We start from the raw sequence: 19062 nt of genomic DNA on the forward strand, positions 1-19062 counted from the left end.
ACATGTCAGTAACTCGTCAAACCTGTCGGCTGTGGACAACCAGGGCGGTGGCGAACGCGGCGATGCCCTCGCCACGACCGGTGAACCCGAGGCCGTCCGTCGTGGTCGCGGATACCGACACCGGGGCGCCGAGGATGCCGCCGAGCAGCGCCTCGGCCTCCGCACGCCGCGGCGCGAACTTCGGCCGATTGCCGACCAGCTGCACGGACACGTTCCCGATCCGGAATCCCGCCTGCTCGACCAGCCGCCGCGTCACCGTCAGGAACACGGATCCGTGCGCGCCGACGAACCGCGGATCACTCGTGCCGAACACCCCGCCGATGTCGCCCAGGCCCGCGGCGGCGAGCAGCGCATCCGTGATCGCGTGCGCGACGGCGTCCCCGTCGCTGTGCCCGGCGAGCCCCGCCTCCCCCGGCCAGTGCAGCCCGGCGAGCCAGAGCTCCGCCGACGGATCGAACGCGTGCGTGTCCGTTCCGAACCCGACGCGCGGCGCAGCGTGGGCGGCAGCGGCAGACCCCGCGATCAGTTCCTCCGCCCGGCGCAGGTCCCACGGCGTGGTGATCTTGAACGCGCGCGCGTCGCCCGGGATGACCGAGACCGCGCGACCGGATGCGGCGACCAGCCCGGCGTCGTCCGTCTCCTCCGAGGCTGCCGCTGCGTACGCGGCGGCGAGGTCGGCCAGCGGGAAGCCCTGCGGCGTCTGTACGGCGGACAGCACGGACCGGTCGACGGTCTCGTGGATCTCCCCGTCGTCGCCGACGCGTTTGATCGTGTCGCTGACCGGCAGGCCGGGCACGACGCCGTGACCCCGCGCATCCACGGCGGACACGACCTCGTCGAACAACGACGACGGCGTGAGCGCCCGAGCGGCGTCATGCACCAGCACCACCTCGACGGAGTCCGCGAGCGCGGCGATGCCGGCCGCGACGGACTGCTGCCTGGTCACCCCGCCAGCCACGACGGAGACGGGCGCGCCGAAAGCTCGGGATGCGAGGTCCGTCGCGTCCCCGACGAGCTCAGCGGGGGCGACGACCACGACCTGCGCCTCTTCGCTCATTCCCGCGACGGCATGCACCGAACGCTCGAGAAGAGTAGAGCCCCCGAGAGCCACGAAGGCTTTCGGGAGCTCTGCACCCAGACGCGTGCCACTACCGGCGGCGACGATCACCACCGCGAGGCGCGGCGACACTCAGGAGGCCAGGACCTCGTCGAGCAGGCTCGATGCCTTCTCGTCGTCGGTCTTCTCGGCGAGCGCGAGCTCGGAGATCAGGATCTGACGAGCCTTCGCGAGCATCCGCTTCTCACCGGCGGACAGGCCGCGGTCCTGGTCGCGGCGCCACAGGTCGCGAACGACCTCGGAGACCTTGATGACGTCGCCGGAGGCGAGCTTCTCAAGGTTCGCCTTGTAGCGGCGGGACCAGTTGGTGGGCTCCTCGGTGAACGGAGCGCGCAGAACCTCGAAGACGCGGTCGAGACCCTCTTTGCCGATAACGTCCCTGACGCCGACGAGGTCGACATTCTCAGCGGGAACCTCGATGGTGAGGTCGCCCTGGGTCACGTTGAGCTTGAGGTACAGCTTCTCTTCACCCTTGATGATTCTCTTCTTGACTTCGGTGATAGTCGCAGCACCGTGGTGGGGGTAAACGACGGTTTCGCCAACCTCGAAAAGCATAGATTGATGTCCCTTCAGCAACTACTAGGATACCACATGAGGCACATGCTAAGGTTCGCCTTCGCGCGCCCGAGCGTCCGTGGGCATGCGCTAAACTCAAACAGCATTCCGCTTTCTCACACGGCGCATTCGCAGGCCGAGCGGAACGATCTGGAGGGTCATTCAGTGAAAGCTCGTGTCGCAGCGTCCATCGCCCTTGCTCTGGCGGTCGCGTTCGGAACGGCCGGTTGCGGCTTCATCGCCCCGCAGGCCACCACGAAGCACTACGACGCGAGCGACGGGGTGAGCGGCAACGTCGGCCAGATCGACGTGCGCAACGCCATCATCATCACCGACGCGAAAGACGGCACCGTCGGCAACCTCGTCGTGACGCTCGTCAACAACGACTCGAAGAGCATCGAGGTCTCCATCCAGGGCGGAGACCAGAGCGCCTCCACGGCAGAGGTCACCGTCAAGCCCGGCCAGGTCAAGCAGCTCGGCAGCGACCCGCAGTCCAGCTCCAGCAACAACGTCTTCTTCGCCAACTTCGACGGCAAGCCGGGCGCCCTCTACTCCGTCTTCTTCCAGTACGGAGACGAGACCGGCCTGAAGCTGCAGGTCCCTGTCCTCGACGGCGCCCTGCCCGAGTACCGCGACCTCGTGCCGCCCACCATCCTGCCGGCCACCAAGTAGTCGGTCGCACGCGCAAACGAAACGGCTCCGAACTTCTTCGTGAAGTTCGGAGCCGTTCGCGTTGTCGGCGCGTGAAGTCCTCTAGGCGTTGAAGCGGTAGCCGAGCCCGCGCACGGTGACCAGCATCGCCGGCTCCGACGGGCTCTCCTCGATCCGCGACCGGATGCGCTTGATGTGCACATCCAGGGTCTTGGTGTCGCCGAAGTAGTCGCTCCCCCACACCCGGTCGATCAGCTGGCCGCGCGTCAGCACCCTCCCCGCGTTGCGCAGCAGCAGCTCCAGCAGCTCGAATTCCTTCAGCGGCATGGAGATCTCGGTGCCGTTGACCTGCACCGTGTGCCTGTCCACATCCATCCGCACCGAACCGGCTTCGAGGATCGCGTCGTCGATGGCCTCCTCCGCCTCCACCCGGCGCCGCAGCACGGCCCGGATGCGCGCGAGCAGTTCGCGGGACGAGTACGGCTTGGTCACGTAGTCGTCGGCGCCGAGCTCCAGGCCCACCACGATGTCGACCTCGGAGTCCTTGGCGGTCAGCATGATGATCGGAACACTCGACCGGGTGCGGATCTCCCTGCACACCTCCGTGCCGGGGATGCCGGGCAGCATGAGGTCGAGCAGGATGAGGTCTGCGCCGTCCTTGTCGAACTCGGCGAGCGCCGTCGGCCCGTCCTCCGCGACCGTCACGTCGTAGCCTTCGCGCTTCAACAGGTAGGCGAGCGGCTCGCTCAGAGCGGCCTCATCCTCGACGAGCAGGATGGATGTCACGTTGGTTCTCCTATCGGGGGACGAACAGTGGATGCTTCTGGCAGCCGGATGGTGAAGGTCGAGCCGCGACCGGGCTGCGACCAGACGCGCACCTCGCCGCCGTGGTTCTGCACGGCGTGCTTCACGATGGCGAGCCCCAGTCCCGTGCCTCCCGTGTTGCGGGAGCGGGCCTGGTCGACGCGGAAGAAGCGTTCGAAGACGCGGTCGAGGTCGTCTTCCGGGATGCCCTCGCCCTGGTCGGTCACCGCGATCTCGACCACGCCGTCGACCACGCGGACGCCGACGCCGATGCGCGAGTCGTCCGGCGAGTACTGGATCGCGTTGGAGATGAGGTTGTGCACGGCGGTGACGAGCAGGGCCTCGTTGCCGAGGATCTCCGCCGCCTTGTCGCCGCGGACCGCGAGCTCGATGCCCCTGGTCTCCGCGGCGACCCTGTTCTGGTCGAGGGCAGCGGTGACGACGGCGTTCGCCCGCAGACGCTCGGCGCCGCCGATGGCATCCGTCGCCTGCAGCCTGCTCAGCTCGATGATGTCCTGCGTGATGCGGGCGAGCCTGTGCGCCTCCTGTGTGAGCCTGTGCGCGAACCGGCGCACCTGGTCCGGGTCGTCCGACGCGCCGTCCAGTGCTTCGGCCAGCAGGCTGACCGCCCCGATCGGCGTCTTCAGCTCGTGGCTGATGTTGGCGACGAAGTCGCGCCGCACGATCTCCAGCCGGTACGACTCGGTCCTGTCCTCCGCGAGCAGCAGCACGTAGCGGCTGCCGAGCCTGGCGACCCGCACACTCAAGTGGATGTTCGCATCGCCGAACGGGCCGCGCGCGAGTTCGCACTCCTCCGTCACCGGCTCGCCGGTGCGCCGGACGCTGTCCACCAGGTCGACGAGGTGCGGATGCACGAGGGCGCCGTTCCAGACGAGACCGATCGCGTGGGCGCCGGGCGATGCCTTGATGACGTTGTTCGACGGGTCGAGCACGACACCGGCCGATTCGAGCGCATCCAGCACCTGATCGACGCCGTCGGGAACGCTCGGGCTGACCACCTGCACGGCGTGATCGCCCCGTCTCGCGGCGATGTGCAGGATCCACACGAATCCGGCGCCGACCACGAGGCCGAGTGCCAGAGACAGCAGCACCAACCAGGCGGAGTCCATGAGGCAAGCGTATGGGATGCGTAAACAGCCGAATGCACGCATCCCGCAGCCTGGCGCGTGTTTTCGCGGGTACTTTAGACAGTGTTCAGGCGCACGGCACCAACCGTTAACCTGGCGAAGGGAACATGCTCACGGGGTCAGAAGACCCCGCATCCCGCGTGCGTGCGCACGCCAGGAAGGACCACACCCCATGCGCGAAGTATTCCAGCAGGAGCTGGCCGAAGTTCAGGACCGTCTCGTCGAGATCGCGGAACTCGTCGTCCTCTCCATCCAGAATGCGACGCAGGCGTTCAACAACTCCGATGTCAGCCTCGCCGAGGACGTCATCGCCAACGACAACAAGATCGACGAGCTCACCGTGCTCCTCGACGAGCTGTCCATCCAGATCCTCGCCCGCCAGCAGCCGGTCGCCCGCGACCTGCGCATCGTGGTCAGCGCGCTGCGCATCAGCGCGTCGCTGGAACGGATGGGCGACATGTCCGAGCACATCGCGCAGCTGGCGCGCTACCGCTTCCCGGACAAGGTCGTCCCGAAGAGCCTGCGTTCGACCTTCGCGGAGATGGGCCGTCTCGACGTGCTGATCGCGCAGAAGCTCGCGCAGCTGCTCCGCACGCAGGACCTCGATCTGGCCGACGAGATCCGCAACGAGGACGACCAGATCGACGAGCTGCACGTCAGCGTCTTCGACAAGGTGCTCGGCGAGACCTGGAAGGGCCAGGCGGTCGACACCGTCGACGCGACCCTTGCGTCCCGCTACCACGAGCGTTTCGCAGACCACGCGGTCTCCATCGCCAAGAAGGTCCAGTACCTGGCCACCGGCGACTGGGCCCCCGAGCTGGCCTCCTAGCCCCGAGACTCACCCACCCAAAAGATCGAGTCCGGACTTATTCACGCGACGCGCCGAGCGAAGCGTGAATAAGTTCGGACTCGATTCTTTCTACTTCTTGCCCTGGGCGGCCACGGCGGCAGCGCCGGCGGCGGCGGCCTCCGGGTCGAGGTATGCGGCGGGGGCGATCGGACGGAAGTCCTCGTCGAGCTGGTAGACCAGCGGGATGCCGGTCGGGATGTTCAGCTCGGCGATGTCGTCGTCCGAGATGCCGTCGAGGTGCTTGACCAGGGCGCGCAGCGAGTTGCCGTGCGCCGTGACCAGGACCGTCTTTCCCTCGGCGAGGTCATTCGTGATGTCGGACTCCCAGTACGGGAGCATCCTGGCGATGACGTCCTTCAGGCACTCGGTGCGCGGCAGGTCGTCTCCGAGGCCGGCGTAGCGCGGGTCGTGCGCCTGCGACCACTCGCTGTCGTCGTCGAGCGGCGGCGGCGGGACGTCGAAGGAGCGGCGCCACAGCTGGAACTGCTCAGGGCCGTACTTCTCCAGCGTCTCCGCCTTGTCGAGGCCCTGCAGCGCGCCGTAGTGGCGCTCGTTGAGGCGCCACGACCGCTTGACGTCGATCCAGAGCCTGTCCGCGACCTCGAGGGCGAGGTTCGCGGTCTGGATCGCGCGGGTGAGCACGGAGGTGTAGAGCACGTCGGGGTGCAGCCCGGATTCGGAGAGCAGCTCTCCGGCACGCTTGGCTTCTGCGACGCCCTGCTCGCTGAGGCGGACGTCCACCCAGCCGGTGAACAGGTTCTTCTGGTTCCACTCGCTGTTGCCGTGGCGGAGGAGGATCAAAGTGTGAGGCGCGGACATGCCTCCTAATCTATCGCCTCGGGTTTGGCAGACTGGACGCATGGCATCCGGCGCGATCGGCACGGTCACCCGTGGCACGACCAACACGAACAGGTTGCGTCGCGTCGACCGCTGGATCGCGACGCTCCCCGTCCTGCGCAGCACCGCAGACCCGCTCGTGGTCGACCTGGGCTACGGCGCGAGCGGCGTCACGGCCCTCGAACTGCACCAGCGGCTGGCCAAGGTCCGGCCGGATGTGGAGGTGCTCGGACTCGAGATCGAGCCCGGCCGGGTCGCGACCGCACGGGAGCAGTTGGCCGTCGTCCGCACCGGGGCGACCGGGTTCGCACCGGATGCGCGGATCGGCTTCGCGCTCGGCGGCTTCGAGGTGCCGCTGCCGGACGGCCGTCTGGCCGCGGTGATCCGCGCCTCCAACGTGCTCCGGCAGTACGACGAGTCGGAGGTGGTGCCGGCCTGGCGGCGCCTGGTCACCCGACTGCAGCGCGGCGGGGCGCTGATCGACGGCACCTGCGACGAGATCGGCCGTATCTCGTCGTGGGTCGACGTCACCGCAGACGGCCCGCAGCATCTCAGCATCTCGCTGCGCCTCGCCGGGCTCGACGCCCCATCGATCGTCGCCGAGCGACTGCCGAAGATCCTCATCCACCGCAATGTGCCCGGCGAGCCCGTGCACCGGCTGATGCTCGACCTGGACCGGCTGTGGCGCATCCACGCCCCGCTCGCCGCCTACGGGCCCAGGCAGCGCTGGATCGCCGTGGCGCAGGGGATGCGCGACGCCGGCTGGCCGGTGGGCGGCGGGCGCACGCGGTGGCGGCTCGGAGAGCTCACCGTCGACTGGGATGCGGTCGCCCCGCAGGGCTTCGCGTGGTGAGTGCCCCGGCTACGCGCGGGGCTGGCGGGTGACGGCTCCGAGCCTCGGCAGCCGAGGGACGTGCGCTTCTGCGCCCGCCTCCGGCGGGACCACGATCTCCTGGGCTGCCGCGACGGCCGTGCCGTCCGCATCCACCACGAGGGTCGCATCGGCGGGGGTCGACCGCTTCACCACGGCGAGCGCGATCGGTCCAAGCTCGTAGTGCAGAGCCGACGACGTGACGGTCCCGACCTCTTTGCCGTTGTTCGTCACGACGTCACCACGCTCGGGATGCACGCCCTCCGAGCCGTCGAGGTGCAGCATCACCAGTCGCCGGGGAGGGTGCCCGAGGTTGTGCACCTTCGCCACCGTCTCCTGGCCGCGGTAGCAGCCCTTGGTGAGGTGCACGGCGGTGCGGAGCCAGTCGAGCTCGTGCGGGATGGTCTTCTCGTCCACCTCGGTGGCGAAGCGCGGGCGCCAGGCGGCGATGCGGAGCGCGTCGGCTGCGAGCGTCCCGGCGACGGGGAACTCGCCGGCGGTGACGCGCGCGGCGATGGAGCCGAGCGCATCCCGTGGCACCAGTCGTTCGCTCCACGTCCACGACGCTCCGGGATGCTCGCCCCGCGCGTACTGGTGGCCGCCGGGGGTCACCGCGCGCCACGGGTCGTGCCAGATGAGCGGGACGCCGTTGGGGGCCGCGATGGGGAGGGCCGGGTCGCCGATGGTGCCGATGGTCGCGAGGTCGGCCGTGCGGTCGGCCAGCTCGACGCGGAGCATGAAGCGCATCGAGGTCAGCCAGGCGAGAAGTCCCTCCGCCTCCGCACTGTCCACGAGCATCCAGAGCGTTTCTCCGTCGTCGACGATGCGGACGGCGTGCTCCAGTCGTCCGGTGACGTCGAGCAGCAGGGTCTCCGTGGACTCGCCCGGCGCGAGGCCGAGGAGGCTCTGACTGGTGAGCGAGTTCAGCCAGCTGAGCCTGTCCGGCCCGGTGATCGTGAGCACGGCGCGGTCGGTGAGGTCGACGATCGCGCGGCCCTCGGCGAGCGCGCGCTGCTCGGAGAGCGGATTGCCGTAGTGCGCTGCGACGCCGACGTCCGCGATGTCGACAGCGCCCGGCAGCGCCAGGAAGGGCGAGACGGCCATCACTCCGCCTTCGCGAGACGGGCGGAGGCGTGCGTGCGCAGCTCCTGGCCGAGCGCCGCGATGTCCCAGGCCCAGAGCAGGTGGTTGTCGACCAGGCCGTAGAGGCGGGTAGCGGCCGTGTAGTCCTTGGCGCCCGCGGTGCGGACCACCGCATCCGTCGCGAGGTCGATGCGCGGGCCGTTCACCTGGCCGAGGTAGAGCTCGCTCACGCCGTCCGGATGGACGATCGCCACGTCGATGTCGAAGCCGCCGTGCGAGTTGCGGAGCGTCTCGACGGACTGCGCCGTGGAGAACGGGCGAGCACCCTGGCCGGGCAGCATCGCCGGGCCGGCGTCGCCCTCGATGAGCGTGCGGCTGAGGCGCCAGTATCCGGTCTCCGCGGCGAGCGGGGTGTTGCCTTCGTCGAGCACCCACGAGGTGGACGAGTAGTTGAGGTACGGCTGGCCGTCGTGGCTGAAGCTCACGCGCTGGCCGAACTCGAGCTGGGTGTGGTCGTCACCGACCGCGTAGTCGAGCACGCCCGTGCCCTCCCACACACCGATCAACCAGGAGAGAGGGACCAGTTCGGCGGGCAGATCGGTCGGGATCTCGATCATGGCTGTCGTGAAGCGCTTAGCGCTGGCCCCGGAAGAGGTTGTAGACGACGACCACGGAGACTCCGGCGATGGCGAGCGTTGCCAGACCGAGGAGTCCGACGAAGAAGAGTTCGAGGGCAACCAGCATGCAGCCAGTCTAGTCAGTGCACGGCTGGTATGTCGCGACGCCGCTACTGGGCAGCGCCTACTGCGCAGCGGCGACGATGCCGAGGATGGCGCCCACGACGCCGAGGATCACGAACGAGCCGGTGACCGTGGCGGCGAGCCTGTTCACGAAGCCGTCCTTCTGCTGGGTCGCGAGCTGGGCGACGAGGCCGAGCAGCACGCATCCGGCGAGCGCGAGGGACAGCCAGGAGGCGTACCGGTCCGGCGGCGAGATGATCGCGATCAGCACCGAGGAGACGAGCGCGAGCGCCCAGACGGCACCGATGCTCCCGTAGCGGGCGCGCTTCGACAGGACGACGTCTCCGTCGAAGGCTGCCGCCGGTCCCATGCTGCTGTCGCTCACTCCACCATTGTGCACCGATCGACGGGGGAAAGGGTTCGCTGGCATTTCCGGTAGCATTGCGGCACAGCACGTTCAGGAGGCTTGAGTGGCGCAGTTGTTGATACTCACCTCTGCGCCAGACGCGGAGGTGCTCCCCTCCCTCGCCCTTCTCAGCCATCGAACCCGTCAGATCCCCGCTGAGCCGGCGTCGCTCGTCAACGCGCCCAGCTGCGACCTCATCTTCGTGGACGCCCGCCGCGACCTCGCGAGCGCCAAGTCGCTGTGCAAGATCCTCACCACCACCGGCATCACGGTTCCGATGCTGCTGGTACTGACCGAGGGCGGCCTCACGGCGGTCAGCGCCGACTGGGGCGTCAACGACGTCGTCCTCGAATCGGCGGGGCCCGCCGAAGTGGATGCGCGCATCCGGCTGGCCATCGGGCGGCAGACCCAGGAGCACGCGCAGACCAAGATCCAGGCGTCCGGGGTGACCATCGACGAGGCCAGCTATTCGGCCAAGGCGCACGGCCGCCAGCTCGACCTCACGTTCAAGGAGTTCGAGCTGCTGCGGTTCTTCGCGACGCATCCCTCCCGGGTGTTCACCCGCGAACAGCTGCTCAGCGAGGTGTGGGGCTACGACTACTTCGGCGGCACCCGCACCGTGGATGTGCACGTGCGGCGCCTGCGCGCCAAGCTCGGCGATCTCGAGTCGCTGATCGGCACGGTGCGCAACGTCGGCTACCGCTTCAACGTCTACGAAGAGGACAACGACCGGCTGCCGTCGTCCGTGCGCTCCTGACCTGCACAGCCTCCATTTATCCACAGTTAACCTGGGGCGGTGCCACGGCCGGGCGCACGGTGCAATGATGTTGTGATGGACGGCGACAACATCCTTCTGGACAACGGCTTGAGCGGAAGCTTCGGCAGCGACTTCGACGACGACTTCGCGCCGTTCGTCTACGAACCGGACCCCGATCTGCCGGACGACAGGTACCTCGACAGGGAGCTGAGCTGGCTCGCGTTCAACCAGCGCGTGCTCGAACTCGCGGAAGACCCCACGCTGCCTGTGCTCGAACGGGCGAACTTCCTCGCCATCTTCGCGACCAACCTCGACGAGTTCTTCATGGTGCGCGTCGCCGGCCTCAAGCGCCGCATCGCGACCGGCCTCGCCGTCCCCACCAACGTCGGCCGCGCGCCGGTGGATGTGCTCGCCGACATCTCCGAGAAGGCGCACGAACTGCAGTCCAGGCACGCCGCCGTCTACCGCGACCAGGTGCTCCCCGCCCTCGAAGAGGCCGGCATCACGGTCGCGAAGTGGGATGAGCTCGACGAAGCGGATAGGGCGCAGATGCGGGAGATCTTCTCGCAGCAGATCTTCCCCGTGCTGATGCCGCTCGCCGTCGATCCAGCCCACCCTTTCCCGTACATCTCCGGGCTGTCGCTCAACCTCTCGATCCGGGTGCGCAACTCGCGAACGGGCAAGGAGCAGTTCGCGCGCCTCAAGGTGCCGCAGATGCTCCCCCGGTTCGTGCGCATCGACCAGCGCGAAACCGTCGACCAGATGCGCTTCATCGCGCTCGAAGACCTGATCGCCAACCACCTGGGCGATCTGTTCCCCGGCATGGAGATCCTCGACCACCACGTCTTCCGCGTCACGCGCAATGAGGACGTCGAGGTCGACGAAGACGAGACCGAGAACCTCATCCAGGCGCTGGAGCGCGAGCTGCTGCGCCGCCGCTTCGGACCGCCGATCCGGCTCGAGGTCACCGAGGACATGGACCCGGTGACACTCGGCCTGCTGGTGCGCGAGCTCGACGTGACCGAGCAGGAGGTCTACCGCCTCCCGTCGCCGCTCGACCTCGGCGGACTGTTCGTGCTGGCGAAGATCGACCGGCCAGACCTGCACTACCCCAACCACGTGCCGACCACGGCGGCTCAGCTGATGCCGAGCGAGCCGAACGCCAAACCGGATGTGTTCGCCGCCGTCGGCCGCCAGGACATCCTGCTGCACCACCCGTACGAGTCGTTCGCGACGAGTGTGCAGGCGTTCCTCGAGCAGGCGGCGGCCGACCCGCACGTGCTCGCCATCAAGCAGACGCTCTACCGCACGTCGGGAGACAGCCCGATCGTCGAGGCGCTCATCGACGCGGCGGAGTCCGGCAAGCAGGTGCTCGCCCTGGTGGAGATCAAGGCGCGCTTCGACGAGCAGAACAACATCTCCTGGGCGCGCAAGCTCGAGAAGGCCGGGGTGCACGTCGTCTACGGTCTCGTCGGGCTCAAGACGCACTGCAAGCTCGCGCTCGTCATCCGCGAGGAGAAGGGCGTGCTCAAGCACTACAGCCACATCGGAACGGGCAACTACAACCCCAAGACCTCGCGCATCTACGAAGACCTCGGTCTGCTCACCGCGGACGACCAGGTGGGCAAAGACCTCACCCGCCTGTTCAACGAGCTGTCCGGCTACGCGATCGAGAAGAAGTTCAAGCGACTCCTCGTCGCCCCGCTGCACCTGCGCAAGGGGCTGCTGAAGCGCATCCAGATCGAGACGGCGAACGCTGCGGCCGGCAAACCGTCCGGCATCAGGATCAAGCTCAACTCCATCGTCGACGAGGCCATCATCGACGCGCTCTACCGCGCGAGCGAGGCCGGCGTGCCCGTCGACCTGTGGGTGCGCGGCATCTGCGGGCTCCGGCCCGGTCAGAAGGGGCTGTCGTCGAACATCCGGGTGCGGTCGATCCTCGGTCGCTACCTGGAGCACTCGCGCATCTTCTCGTTCGTGAACGACGGAGACCCGCAGGTCTACATCGGAAGCGCCGACATGATGCACCGCAACCTCGACCGCCGCGTCGAAGCGCTCGTGCGCCTCACCGAGCCCGCCCACCTCGCCGAACTGGATGCGCTCTTCGACCGCGCCTTCGACGAGCGCACCTCCGCGTGGGCGCTCGACGAGAACGGCACCTGGACGCGCCACCACCTCGACGACAACGGCCAGCCGCTCGACGACCTGCAGAATAAGCTCATGCAGCAGATCAGCCATCGCCCGCGCTCCACCCGCACGGGTTCGAGGCGGTGAGCGCGGCCATCTACGCCGCGGGCGCCCTCTGCTGGCGCGTCGTGGACGAGAAGATCGTGGTGCTCGTCGTCCACCGCACGAAGTACGGCGATGTCACCATCCCCAAGGGCAAGGTCGACCCGGGCGAGACGCTGCCGCAGACCGCCGTGCGCGAGATCCACGAGGAGACCGGGCTGCAGGTCGCGCTCGGTGTCCCCCTCGGCGTCTCGACGTACCCGATCTCGAGCGGGCGCGAGAAGATCGTGCACTTCTGGGCGGCCGAGGTCGGCGACAAGGCCATCGCCCAGTCGACGTTCGTCCCCAACGCGGAGATCGCCGCGATCGAGTGGGTGACGCTGAAGAAGGCGCGCGGCTACCTCACCTACGAGCGCGACGTCGAGATCCTCGACGCGTTCGAGAAGCTGGTGCGGCAGGGCGTGACCTCCACCTTCGCGCTCATCGCGCTCCGCCACGGCAAGGCTGCGCCGCGCGGAGACTGGGACGGCCCGGATGCCTCCCGCCCGCTCACCGACCGCGGGGTCAAGCAGGCCTGCTCCGACGTGCCGACCATCACGGCTTGGCGGCCCAAGCGCATCATCACGAGCGACGCCGTTCGCTGCGTCGGGACGGTCGCTCCGCTGGCGGCGGCGACCGGGGTGAAGCCGCGGCACGAGCCGGGGATCAGCCAGGATGCGTACGAGGAGGGCCGCGGCGAGGTGCGCGGCGTCATCGGCAAGCGCGTGCGCTCCAGGAAGACCGCCGTGCTCTGCAGCCACGGACCCGTGCTGCCCGAGATCATGCGCGAGATCGCCCTCGCCACCGGCACCATGCCGGGTGCATACCTCAACGACGCCGCAGACCTCGACACCGGCGGGTTCTCGATCGTGCACCTGTCCGCGAGCAATCCGGCCTCCGGGATCATCTCGATCGAGACGTACGCGCCCGTCGCGTGACGGGCGCGTACGTCGACGCCTGACGGCGCCGGCCGGTCAGGCGGCGCGGCGCCGTCAGTGCCCTCAGCGCCGTCAGCGCCCTGCGACGTACTCGTCGAGGGTGTCGGTGCGGAGCGCATCCCGGATGGCCGGCAGCGCACCCTCGTCCAGGTGGACGACAGACTGGTCGCCCTCCATCCCCGTGCCCACCGTCGGCAGGGTGAAGAAGTGGATGTTCGCCGGGCGCACGTCGCGGAGGCTCACGCCGAGCTCGAACATGGCCTGCGTGGTGAACGACTCATCCACAGCGAGGTGTCTGGTCACGGCCGTCGTGAACGAGAAGATCCGCTCCGGGTTGGAGAGCGTGTTCGCGCTGATGGCCTGGGTGGCGATGGCGCGGAGGAACTCCTGCTGGTTTCGCGCCCGCTGGTAGTCCCCGTCGGTGAACGAGTATCGCTCGCGCACGAACTCGAGCGCCTGCGCTCCGTTCAGCCTGTTGGCTCCTGCGACGTAGTCGAATCCGTCCCTGGTGAACGGCACGGCGTTGTCGACGGTGATGCCGCCGAGCGCATTCGTCATGTCGGCGAACCCGTCGAAGCCGATCAGGGCGACATGGTCGATGCGCACGCCCAGCAGGTTCTCGACGGTCGCGACGGCGAGCGGAGCGCCGCCCCACGAATACGCGGCGTTGGCCTTCGCCCTGCCATGACCGGGGATCTCGATCCAGCTGTCCCTCAGCACCGACATCACTTCGACGTTCTTCCGGTCGGCGTCGATGCGCACGACCATCATCACGTCGGAGCGCTGGTTGTCCGGATCCTGATCGGCCACGGCCGACACCGCCCCGCGCGCGTCCGAGCCGAGCAGCAGGATGGTACGGCTGCCGTTCTCCGACGGCGCCGGCCGCGTCTCCTCCTTCGGGAACGCCTCGGAGGACGACAGCGTGGTGATGTTGGAGCTGATCGCGCTGGACAGGCTCAGCGCGAAGACGAGGACCGCGACGGCGAGCGCGCCGAGCAGGCCGACGAAGCCCCCGCCCATCCAAAGTGCGATCGTGGCGCCGCGCGAAAGCCTGCGCCTTCGCCTCCGCGGCCGCGGTGAAGCCGAGCGTCTGCCCATGAGGTGTTCCTTCCGAGATGGGCGGTCGTTGGCGAAGGGCACCACAGGAGCGAGCGCAACATCTCACAACAAAGACTAAACGTCTAAGGTGTGAAATTCATTACCTGTCCTTCGGGGCCGGCGACGTCCGTCCGGAATCGGCGCCAGACGCCCCCAAGAGCACACCCCTCGTTAACCTCCCGTTTACCGCTGCGGGGGACTCTGGACAGACACCGGGAATAGCGTCGCTGGCGGGTCGCACCGGCCCCGTCCTGTTGTTACTGATTCCCCGGAAGGGACAACTGTGAATCTCAAGCGTGTTGGCGCTCCTCTGGCCATCCTGGCCGCCGTCGCCATCTCACTGACCGCCTGCGCGTCGAACGAGGGCAGCACCCCGGCGACGACGACGGCGAAGCCGTCGAACCTCTCCGGCACCCTCAACGGCATCGGCTCGTCCGCCCAGGGCGCCGCCCAGACCGTGTGGGCTGCCGGCTTCCAGACCGCCAACCCCAAGGTCACCATCAACTACGATCCGCAGGGTTCCGGCGCCGGCCGCACCAGCTTCATCTCGGGTGCTGCAGACTTCGCCGGCTCGGACGCCGCCCTCAAGGACACCGAGCTCGCCGGCACCTTCGCCGGGTGCGCAGCGGGCTCCAAGGGCATCGACCTCCCCGTCTACATCTCCCCGATCGCCATCGCGTACAACGTCGACGGCCTCAAGGACCTGAAGCTGGACGCCGCGACCATCGCCGGCATCTTCTCCGGTGCGATCACCACCTGGGACGACGCCAAGATCAAGGCGCTGAACTCGGGCGCGACGCTCCCGTCGGCACCGATCACCGTCGTGCACCGCTCCGACGACTCGGGCACCACCCAGAACTTCACCGACTACCTCGCGGCGAACGCTCCCGAGGTGTGGACGAAGCCGGCAGCGCAGACCTTCCCGTTCCAGGTGGGCGACGCGGCCAAGGGCACCTCCGGTGTCGCTGACGCCACGAAGAACGCGAAGAACTCGATCACCTACATCGACGAGTCCGGTTCGGCCGGCCTCAGCATCGCGCAGCTCAAGGTGGGCGACAACTTCGAGAAGATCAGCGCGGACGGCGCGGCAGCAGTCGTCGCCGCCTCCCCGATCGCCTCGGGCCGCGAGACCAACGACCTGGCCATCCAGATCGACCGCAAGGACACCACCAAGGGCGCATGGCCGCTGGTGCTCGTCTCCTACGTGATCGCCTGCCAGGAGTACAAGGACTCCGCCAAGGCCGACCTCGTGAAGGGCTACGTCGACTACATCGTCAGCAGCGACGCTCAGAAGGCCGCCGCTGAGCAGGCCGGCTCCGCCCCGCTGTCGTCCGACCTCGCCTCCAAGGTGAGCAAGGCCGTCGCCACCATCAAGTAATGACAGTGCCACTCGGCCTGGGCGTCGCGCCCAGGCCGAGTGGCGCATCCTCACCACCCGAAAGTGAGAGCCAGATGACAAGCTGGGCCGTGACGAAAGAATGGCAGGAATGACCGCCGGAACCGTAGGCGCCATCAGGCCGAAGGCGAAGACCCGCCTCGGCGACCGCGTTTTCTCCACCAGCACCATCGTCGCCGGCTCGCTCATCCTCGCGGTGCTCGCGGCTGTCGCGCTCTTCCTGATCGTGCAGAGCATCCCCGCCCTGTTCGCGAAGACCGGCGAGCTGCCCAACAACGCCACCAACTTCTGGTCGTGGGTGTGGCCGCTCGTCTTCGGCACCATCTGGGCCGCGATCATCGCGCTGCTCATCGCCACGCCGCTCTCCATCGGCATCGCGCTCTTCATCTCGCACTACGCGCCCCGCCGTGTCGCGCAGACGCTCGGATACATCATCGACCTGCTCGCCGCCGTCCCCTCCGTGGTCTTCGGCCTCTGGGGCATCGCGACGCTCGCGCCGTTCGTCCAGCCGTTCTACCTCTGGCTCGGCGACAACCTGGGCTGGTTCCCGCTCTTCGCTCCGCCCGTCTCCGGGACCGGCCGCACCATCCTCACCGCGGCGATCGTCCTCGCCGTCATGGTCATCCCGATCATGACCGCGATCTGCCGCGAGATCTTCCTGCAGACCCCTCGCTTGCACGAGGAGGCGGCGCTCGCGCTCGGCGCGACCCGCTGGGAGATGGTCAAGATGGCCGTTCTCCCGTTCGCCCGCTCCGGCATCATCTCGGCGATCATGCTCGGCCTCGGCCGCGCCCTCGGCGAGACGCTCGCCATCGCGATGGTGCTGTCCCCGGCACTCATCGTGAAGTTCGCGGTGCTGCAGGCGCAAAGTCCGAACACGATCGCCGCCAACATCGCCCTGCAGTTCCCCGAGGCGACCGGACTCTCGACCAACGCACTGATCGCATCCGGTCTGGTGCTGTTCGTCGTCACCCTCCTGATCAACATGCTCGCCCGCTACATCGTCAGCCGCCGCAAGGCCTTCTCTGGAGCGAACTGATGACCGCCACCACCTCCGCTCCACTCACCAGGCCGATGGCCAACTCGCTCACCGCCGGGAAGCTGCCGCGCGGCTCGGCGTGGATGATGCTGGTCGGCTCCTGGGTCGTCTTCATCGCGATCTTCGCGATCCTCGCCGCGAGCGGCGCGACCAAGGGATTCAACATCGTCGGCGCGATCTTCTTCGGAACCGTGCTGTTCGACGTCGTGATCTACACGACATCGCTGCTGGTCGAAGGAGTCCGCAAGGCGACCGACCGGCTCGTCACGTCGCTCGTCGCCACCGCGTTCATCATCGCGCTGCTCCCCCTCATCTCGCTGATGTGGACCGTGATCAGCTCCGGCCTCGCGCGGTTCGACATCCAGTTCTTCTCCGAGTCGATGCGCAACGTGATCGGCGTGGGCGGCGGTGCGCTGCACGCCATCGTCGGAACGCTGCTCGTCACGCTGATGGCCGCGGTCATCTCGGTGCCGATCGGACTCCTCACCTCCATCTACCTCGTCGAGTACGGCCGCGGGATGCTCGCCCGCGGCATCACGTTCTTCGTCGACGTGATGACGGGCATCCCGTCGATCGTCGCCGGTCTGTTCGCGTACGCGCTGTTCGCCCTCTTCTTCGGGCCGGGCGTGCGCAGCGGCTTCATGGGGTCCATCGCGCTGTCGGTGCTGATGATCCCGGTGGTCGTGCGGTCCAGCGAGGAGATCCTGCGCCTGGTGCCCAACGAGCTGCGCGAGGCGTCGTACGCGCTCGGTGTCCCGAAGTGGCTGACCGTCCTCAAGATCGTGCTGCCGACCTCGCTCGCCGGTCTCTCCACAGGCATCATGCTCGCCATCGCCCGCGTCATCGGCGAGACCGCTCCACTGCTCATCGTGGCCGGCTTCACCACGAGCATGAACTACGACCTCTTCTCCGACAGGATGATGACGCTCCCGGTGTTCGTGTACACGCAGTACACGCAGGCGGCCGGGCTGCACGCCGACGCCTCCGTCGAGCGGGCGTGGGCCGGCGCCCTCACCCTGATCATCATCGTGATGCTGCTCAACCTGATCGGCCGCATCATCGCCAAAGTCTTCGCCCCCAAGTACGGTCGCTGACCGCGTCCACCCGAACCCAAGGAAACCTGTGTCCAAGCGCATCGAAGTCAACGACCTCAACGTCTTCTACGGCAACTTCAAGGCGGTCGAGGGTGTCTCGCTCACCATCGAGCCCCGCACCGTCACTGCATTCATCGGCCCGTCCGGCTGCGGCAAGTCCACGTTCCTCCGCACCCTCAACCGGATGCACGAGGTGATCCCCGGCGCGTACGTCGAGGGCGAGGTGGCCATCGACGGCAACAACCTCTACGGCCCCGGCGTCGACCCCGTGCTGGTGCGCCGCCAGGTCGGCATGGTGTTCCAGCGGCCGAACCCGTTCCCGACCATGTCGATCCGCGAGAACGTGCTGGCCGGGGTGAAGCTCAACAACCGCCGGATGGCGAAGCCGGAGGCCGACGAACTGGTCGAGAGCTCGCTGCGCGGAGCGAACCTCTGGAACGAGGTGAAGGACCGTCTCAACCTGCCGGGCTCCGGCCTCTCCGGCGGCCAGCAGCAGCGTCTCTGCATCGCCCGCGCCATCGCGGTCTCCCCCGACGTGCTGCTGATGGACGAGCCGTGCTCCGCGCTCGACCCGATCTCGACCCTCGCCATCGAGGACCTGATCGAAGAGCTGAAGAACGACTACACGATCGTGATCGTGACCCACAACATGCAGCAGGCCTCGCGCGTCTCCGACCGCACCGCGTTCTTCAACATCGCAGGCACCGGCAAGCCGGGCAAGCTGATCGAGTACAACGACACCAACATGATCTTCTCGAACCCGAGCGTCCAGGCGACAGAGGACTACGTCTCCGGCCGCTTCGGCTGATCCGGCTGGATCGGCTGCATCGCTCAGGCAGCGACGCATTCGACTCCGACGTTATTCACGGTGCCACCCGGCGTGGCGAGTGAACAGCTTCGGAGTCGATCGCGTTAAGAGCTGATGGCGACGATGGGGCTCGTGGTCGGCTGGTCCGAACCGCCGCGCGGCTCGACCGTGACGCCGACGGTGTCCCCCGCCTGCATCGTGCCGGTGAGCACGCGCCAGGTGGAGCCGGTGTCCGCGGGCTTCATGGTGCCGGCCGGGGTGGCCTCACCGCCGCGGATGTACCAGAGTTCGTAGGTCTTGTCGCTGGGAAGGGCCGGGAGGTCGTTCGCGACCAGCGCCGACTTGCCGAGCTTGCCCGACCAGACGAGGGTGGCCGTTCCTCCGCCGGAGACGTCCGCTGTTGCGCGCTGCGCATCCGGGGCCGCGTTGATCTGGGCGAGCGCGGACGCCTGCTGCTGCTGGAACGAGTTGTTGCCGGCCAGCGAGCTGCCGAGGAAGGTGCCGCCGAGGAAGAGCACGACGGCGGCCGCCGCGGCTGCCGCGATGCTGATCGGGCGGGTGAACCAGCGGGAGCGGGCCTTGGTCTCTGCGGGGGTCTGCGG

20 protein-coding genes are annotated in these 19062 nt (G+C 68.1%); 10 read left to right on the top strand and 10 right to left on the bottom strand.

Features of this window, described 5'->3' with window-relative positions:
- Positions 1-16: 16 nt before the first annotated feature.
- Both ispD and B7438_RS18195 read right to left on the bottom strand, forming a co-directional pair.
- On the bottom strand, positions 17-1189 hold the full coding sequence (ispD, locus tag B7438_RS18190; protein WP_085371100.1) for a 2-C-methyl-D-erythritol 4-phosphate cytidylyltransferase: 1173 nt from the start codon (positions 1187-1189) through the stop codon (positions 17-19).
- Positions 1190-1672 (bottom strand): CarD family transcriptional regulator, encoded by a 483-nt coding sequence (locus B7438_RS18195; protein WP_021763858.1) that lies wholly within the window; start codon positions 1670-1672, stop codon positions 1190-1192.
- A 165-nt stretch (positions 1673-1837) separates the two neighbouring features.
- Between B7438_RS18195 and B7438_RS18200 the strand changes: the two genes are divergently transcribed.
- Positions 1838-2344: a hypothetical protein gene (locus B7438_RS18200; RefSeq protein WP_085371101.1), complete on the top strand. Its 507-nt coding sequence runs from the start codon at positions 1838-1840 to the stop codon at positions 2342-2344.
- Between the two features lie 81 nt (positions 2345-2425).
- Here B7438_RS18200 and B7438_RS18205 read toward each other — a convergent pair whose 3' ends face one another.
- Together B7438_RS18205 and B7438_RS18210 are read right to left on the bottom strand one after the other, a co-directional pair.
- Positions 2426-3109 carry a response regulator transcription factor gene (locus B7438_RS18205; RefSeq protein WP_085371102.1) on the bottom strand — a complete coding sequence of 228 codons (684 nt, stop codon included), beginning with the start codon at positions 3107-3109 and terminating at the stop codon, positions 2426-2428.
- On the bottom strand, positions 3106-4257 hold the full coding sequence (locus B7438_RS18210) for a cell wall metabolism sensor histidine kinase WalK (protein ID WP_085371103.1): 1152 nt from the start codon (positions 4255-4257) through the stop codon (positions 3106-3108). The genes B7438_RS18205 and B7438_RS18210 overlap by 4 nt, the downstream gene beginning before the upstream one ends.
- Before the next feature lie 190 nt (positions 4258-4447).
- Between B7438_RS18210 and phoU the strand changes: the two genes are divergently transcribed.
- Positions 4448-5104, top strand: a complete 657-nt coding sequence (phoU, locus tag B7438_RS18215; RefSeq protein WP_085371104.1) for a phosphate signaling complex protein PhoU — start codon at positions 4448-4450, stop codon at positions 5102-5104.
- Positions 5105-5194: 90 nt separating this feature from the next.
- On the opposite strand, the gene B7438_RS18220 is transcribed toward phoU, so the two are convergent.
- A complete protein-coding gene (locus B7438_RS18220; protein ID WP_085371105.1) occupies positions 5195-5944 on the bottom strand; it encodes a phosphoglyceromutase in 750 nt (249 codons plus the stop codon).
- A gap of 40 nt (positions 5945-5984) precedes the next feature.
- Between B7438_RS18220 and B7438_RS18225 the strand changes: the two genes are divergently transcribed.
- Positions 5985-6815, top strand: coding sequence for a class I SAM-dependent methyltransferase (locus tag B7438_RS18225; RefSeq protein WP_085371106.1), 831 nt, complete (start codon positions 5985-5987; stop codon positions 6813-6815).
- A 9-nt stretch (positions 6816-6824) separates the two neighbouring features.
- Here the strand turns inward: B7438_RS18225 and B7438_RS18230 are convergent, their stop codons facing one another.
- From B7438_RS18230 to B7438_RS18240, 3 genes are all read right to left on the bottom strand, one after another.
- Positions 6825-7937 carry a folate-binding protein YgfZ gene (locus B7438_RS18230; RefSeq protein WP_085371107.1) on the bottom strand — a complete coding sequence of 371 codons (1113 nt, stop codon included), beginning with the start codon at positions 7935-7937 and terminating at the stop codon, positions 6825-6827.
- Complete coding sequence (locus B7438_RS18235; protein WP_085371108.1) at positions 7937-8533, bottom strand: FABP family protein; 597 nt, start codon at positions 8531-8533, stop codon at positions 7937-7939. Before B7438_RS18235 ends, B7438_RS18230 begins: the two co-directional genes overlap by 1 nt.
- Positions 8534-8717: 184 nt before the next feature.
- Positions 8718-9041: a hypothetical protein gene (locus B7438_RS18240; protein ID WP_247597122.1), complete on the bottom strand. Its 324-nt coding sequence runs from the start codon at positions 9039-9041 to the stop codon at positions 8718-8720.
- A gap of 85 nt (positions 9042-9126) precedes the next feature.
- On the opposite strand from B7438_RS18240, the gene B7438_RS18245 reads away from it, so the two are divergent.
- From B7438_RS18245 to B7438_RS18255, 3 genes are all read left to right on the top strand, one after another.
- Positions 9127-9819 carry a response regulator transcription factor gene (locus B7438_RS18245; protein ID WP_085371110.1) on the top strand — a complete coding sequence of 231 codons (693 nt, stop codon included), beginning with the start codon at positions 9127-9129 and terminating at the stop codon, positions 9817-9819.
- 75 nt (positions 9820-9894) lie between these two features.
- Entirely contained in the window at positions 9895-12093 is a 2199-nt protein-coding gene (locus tag B7438_RS18250; protein ID WP_085371111.1) for an RNA degradosome polyphosphate kinase, read from the top strand.
- Positions 12090-13025, top strand: a complete 936-nt coding sequence (locus B7438_RS18255) for an NUDIX domain-containing protein (protein WP_085371112.1) — start codon at positions 12090-12092, stop codon at positions 13023-13025. Before B7438_RS18250 ends, B7438_RS18255 begins: the two co-directional genes overlap by 4 nt.
- Before the next feature lie 72 nt (positions 13026-13097).
- Here B7438_RS18255 and B7438_RS18260 read toward each other — a convergent pair whose 3' ends face one another.
- Positions 13098-14045 (bottom strand): LCP family protein, encoded by a 948-nt coding sequence (locus B7438_RS18260; protein ID WP_179150870.1) that lies wholly within the window; start codon positions 14043-14045, stop codon positions 13098-13100.
- 361 nt (positions 14046-14406) lie between these two features.
- On the opposite strand from B7438_RS18260, the gene pstS reads away from it, so the two are divergent.
- The 4 genes from pstS (at position 14407) to pstB (ending at position 18460) form a co-directional block, all read left to right on the top strand.
- Entirely contained in the window at positions 14407-15501 is a 1095-nt protein-coding gene (gene pstS / locus B7438_RS18265; RefSeq protein WP_085371114.1) for a phosphate ABC transporter substrate-binding protein PstS, read from the top strand.
- Positions 15502-15610: 109 nt separating this feature from the next.
- Complete coding sequence (gene pstC / locus B7438_RS18270; RefSeq protein WP_085371115.1) at positions 15611-16558, top strand: phosphate ABC transporter permease subunit PstC; 948 nt, start codon at positions 15611-15613, stop codon at positions 16556-16558.
- Positions 16558-17652 carry a phosphate ABC transporter permease PstA gene (gene pstA / locus B7438_RS18275; protein WP_085371116.1) on the top strand — a complete coding sequence of 365 codons (1095 nt, stop codon included), beginning with the start codon at positions 16558-16560 and terminating at the stop codon, positions 17650-17652. Before pstC ends, pstA begins: the two co-directional genes overlap by 1 nt.
- A gap of 28 nt (positions 17653-17680) precedes the next feature.
- Positions 17681-18460: a phosphate ABC transporter ATP-binding protein PstB gene (pstB, locus tag B7438_RS18280; RefSeq protein WP_085371117.1), complete on the top strand. Its 780-nt coding sequence runs from the start codon at positions 17681-17683 to the stop codon at positions 18458-18460.
- A gap of 104 nt (positions 18461-18564) precedes the next feature.
- Here pstB and B7438_RS18285 read toward each other — a convergent pair.
- Positions 18565-19062, bottom strand: a 498-nt coding sequence (locus tag B7438_RS18285) for an anti-sigma factor (protein WP_143466054.1), incomplete at its 5' end; no start/stop codon positions are given.

This window comes from Leifsonia sp. NCR5 (genome assembly GCF_002105485.1).
In the GTDB taxonomy this organism is placed as follows: domain Bacteria; phylum Actinomycetota; class Actinomycetes; order Actinomycetales; family Microbacteriaceae; genus Leifsonia.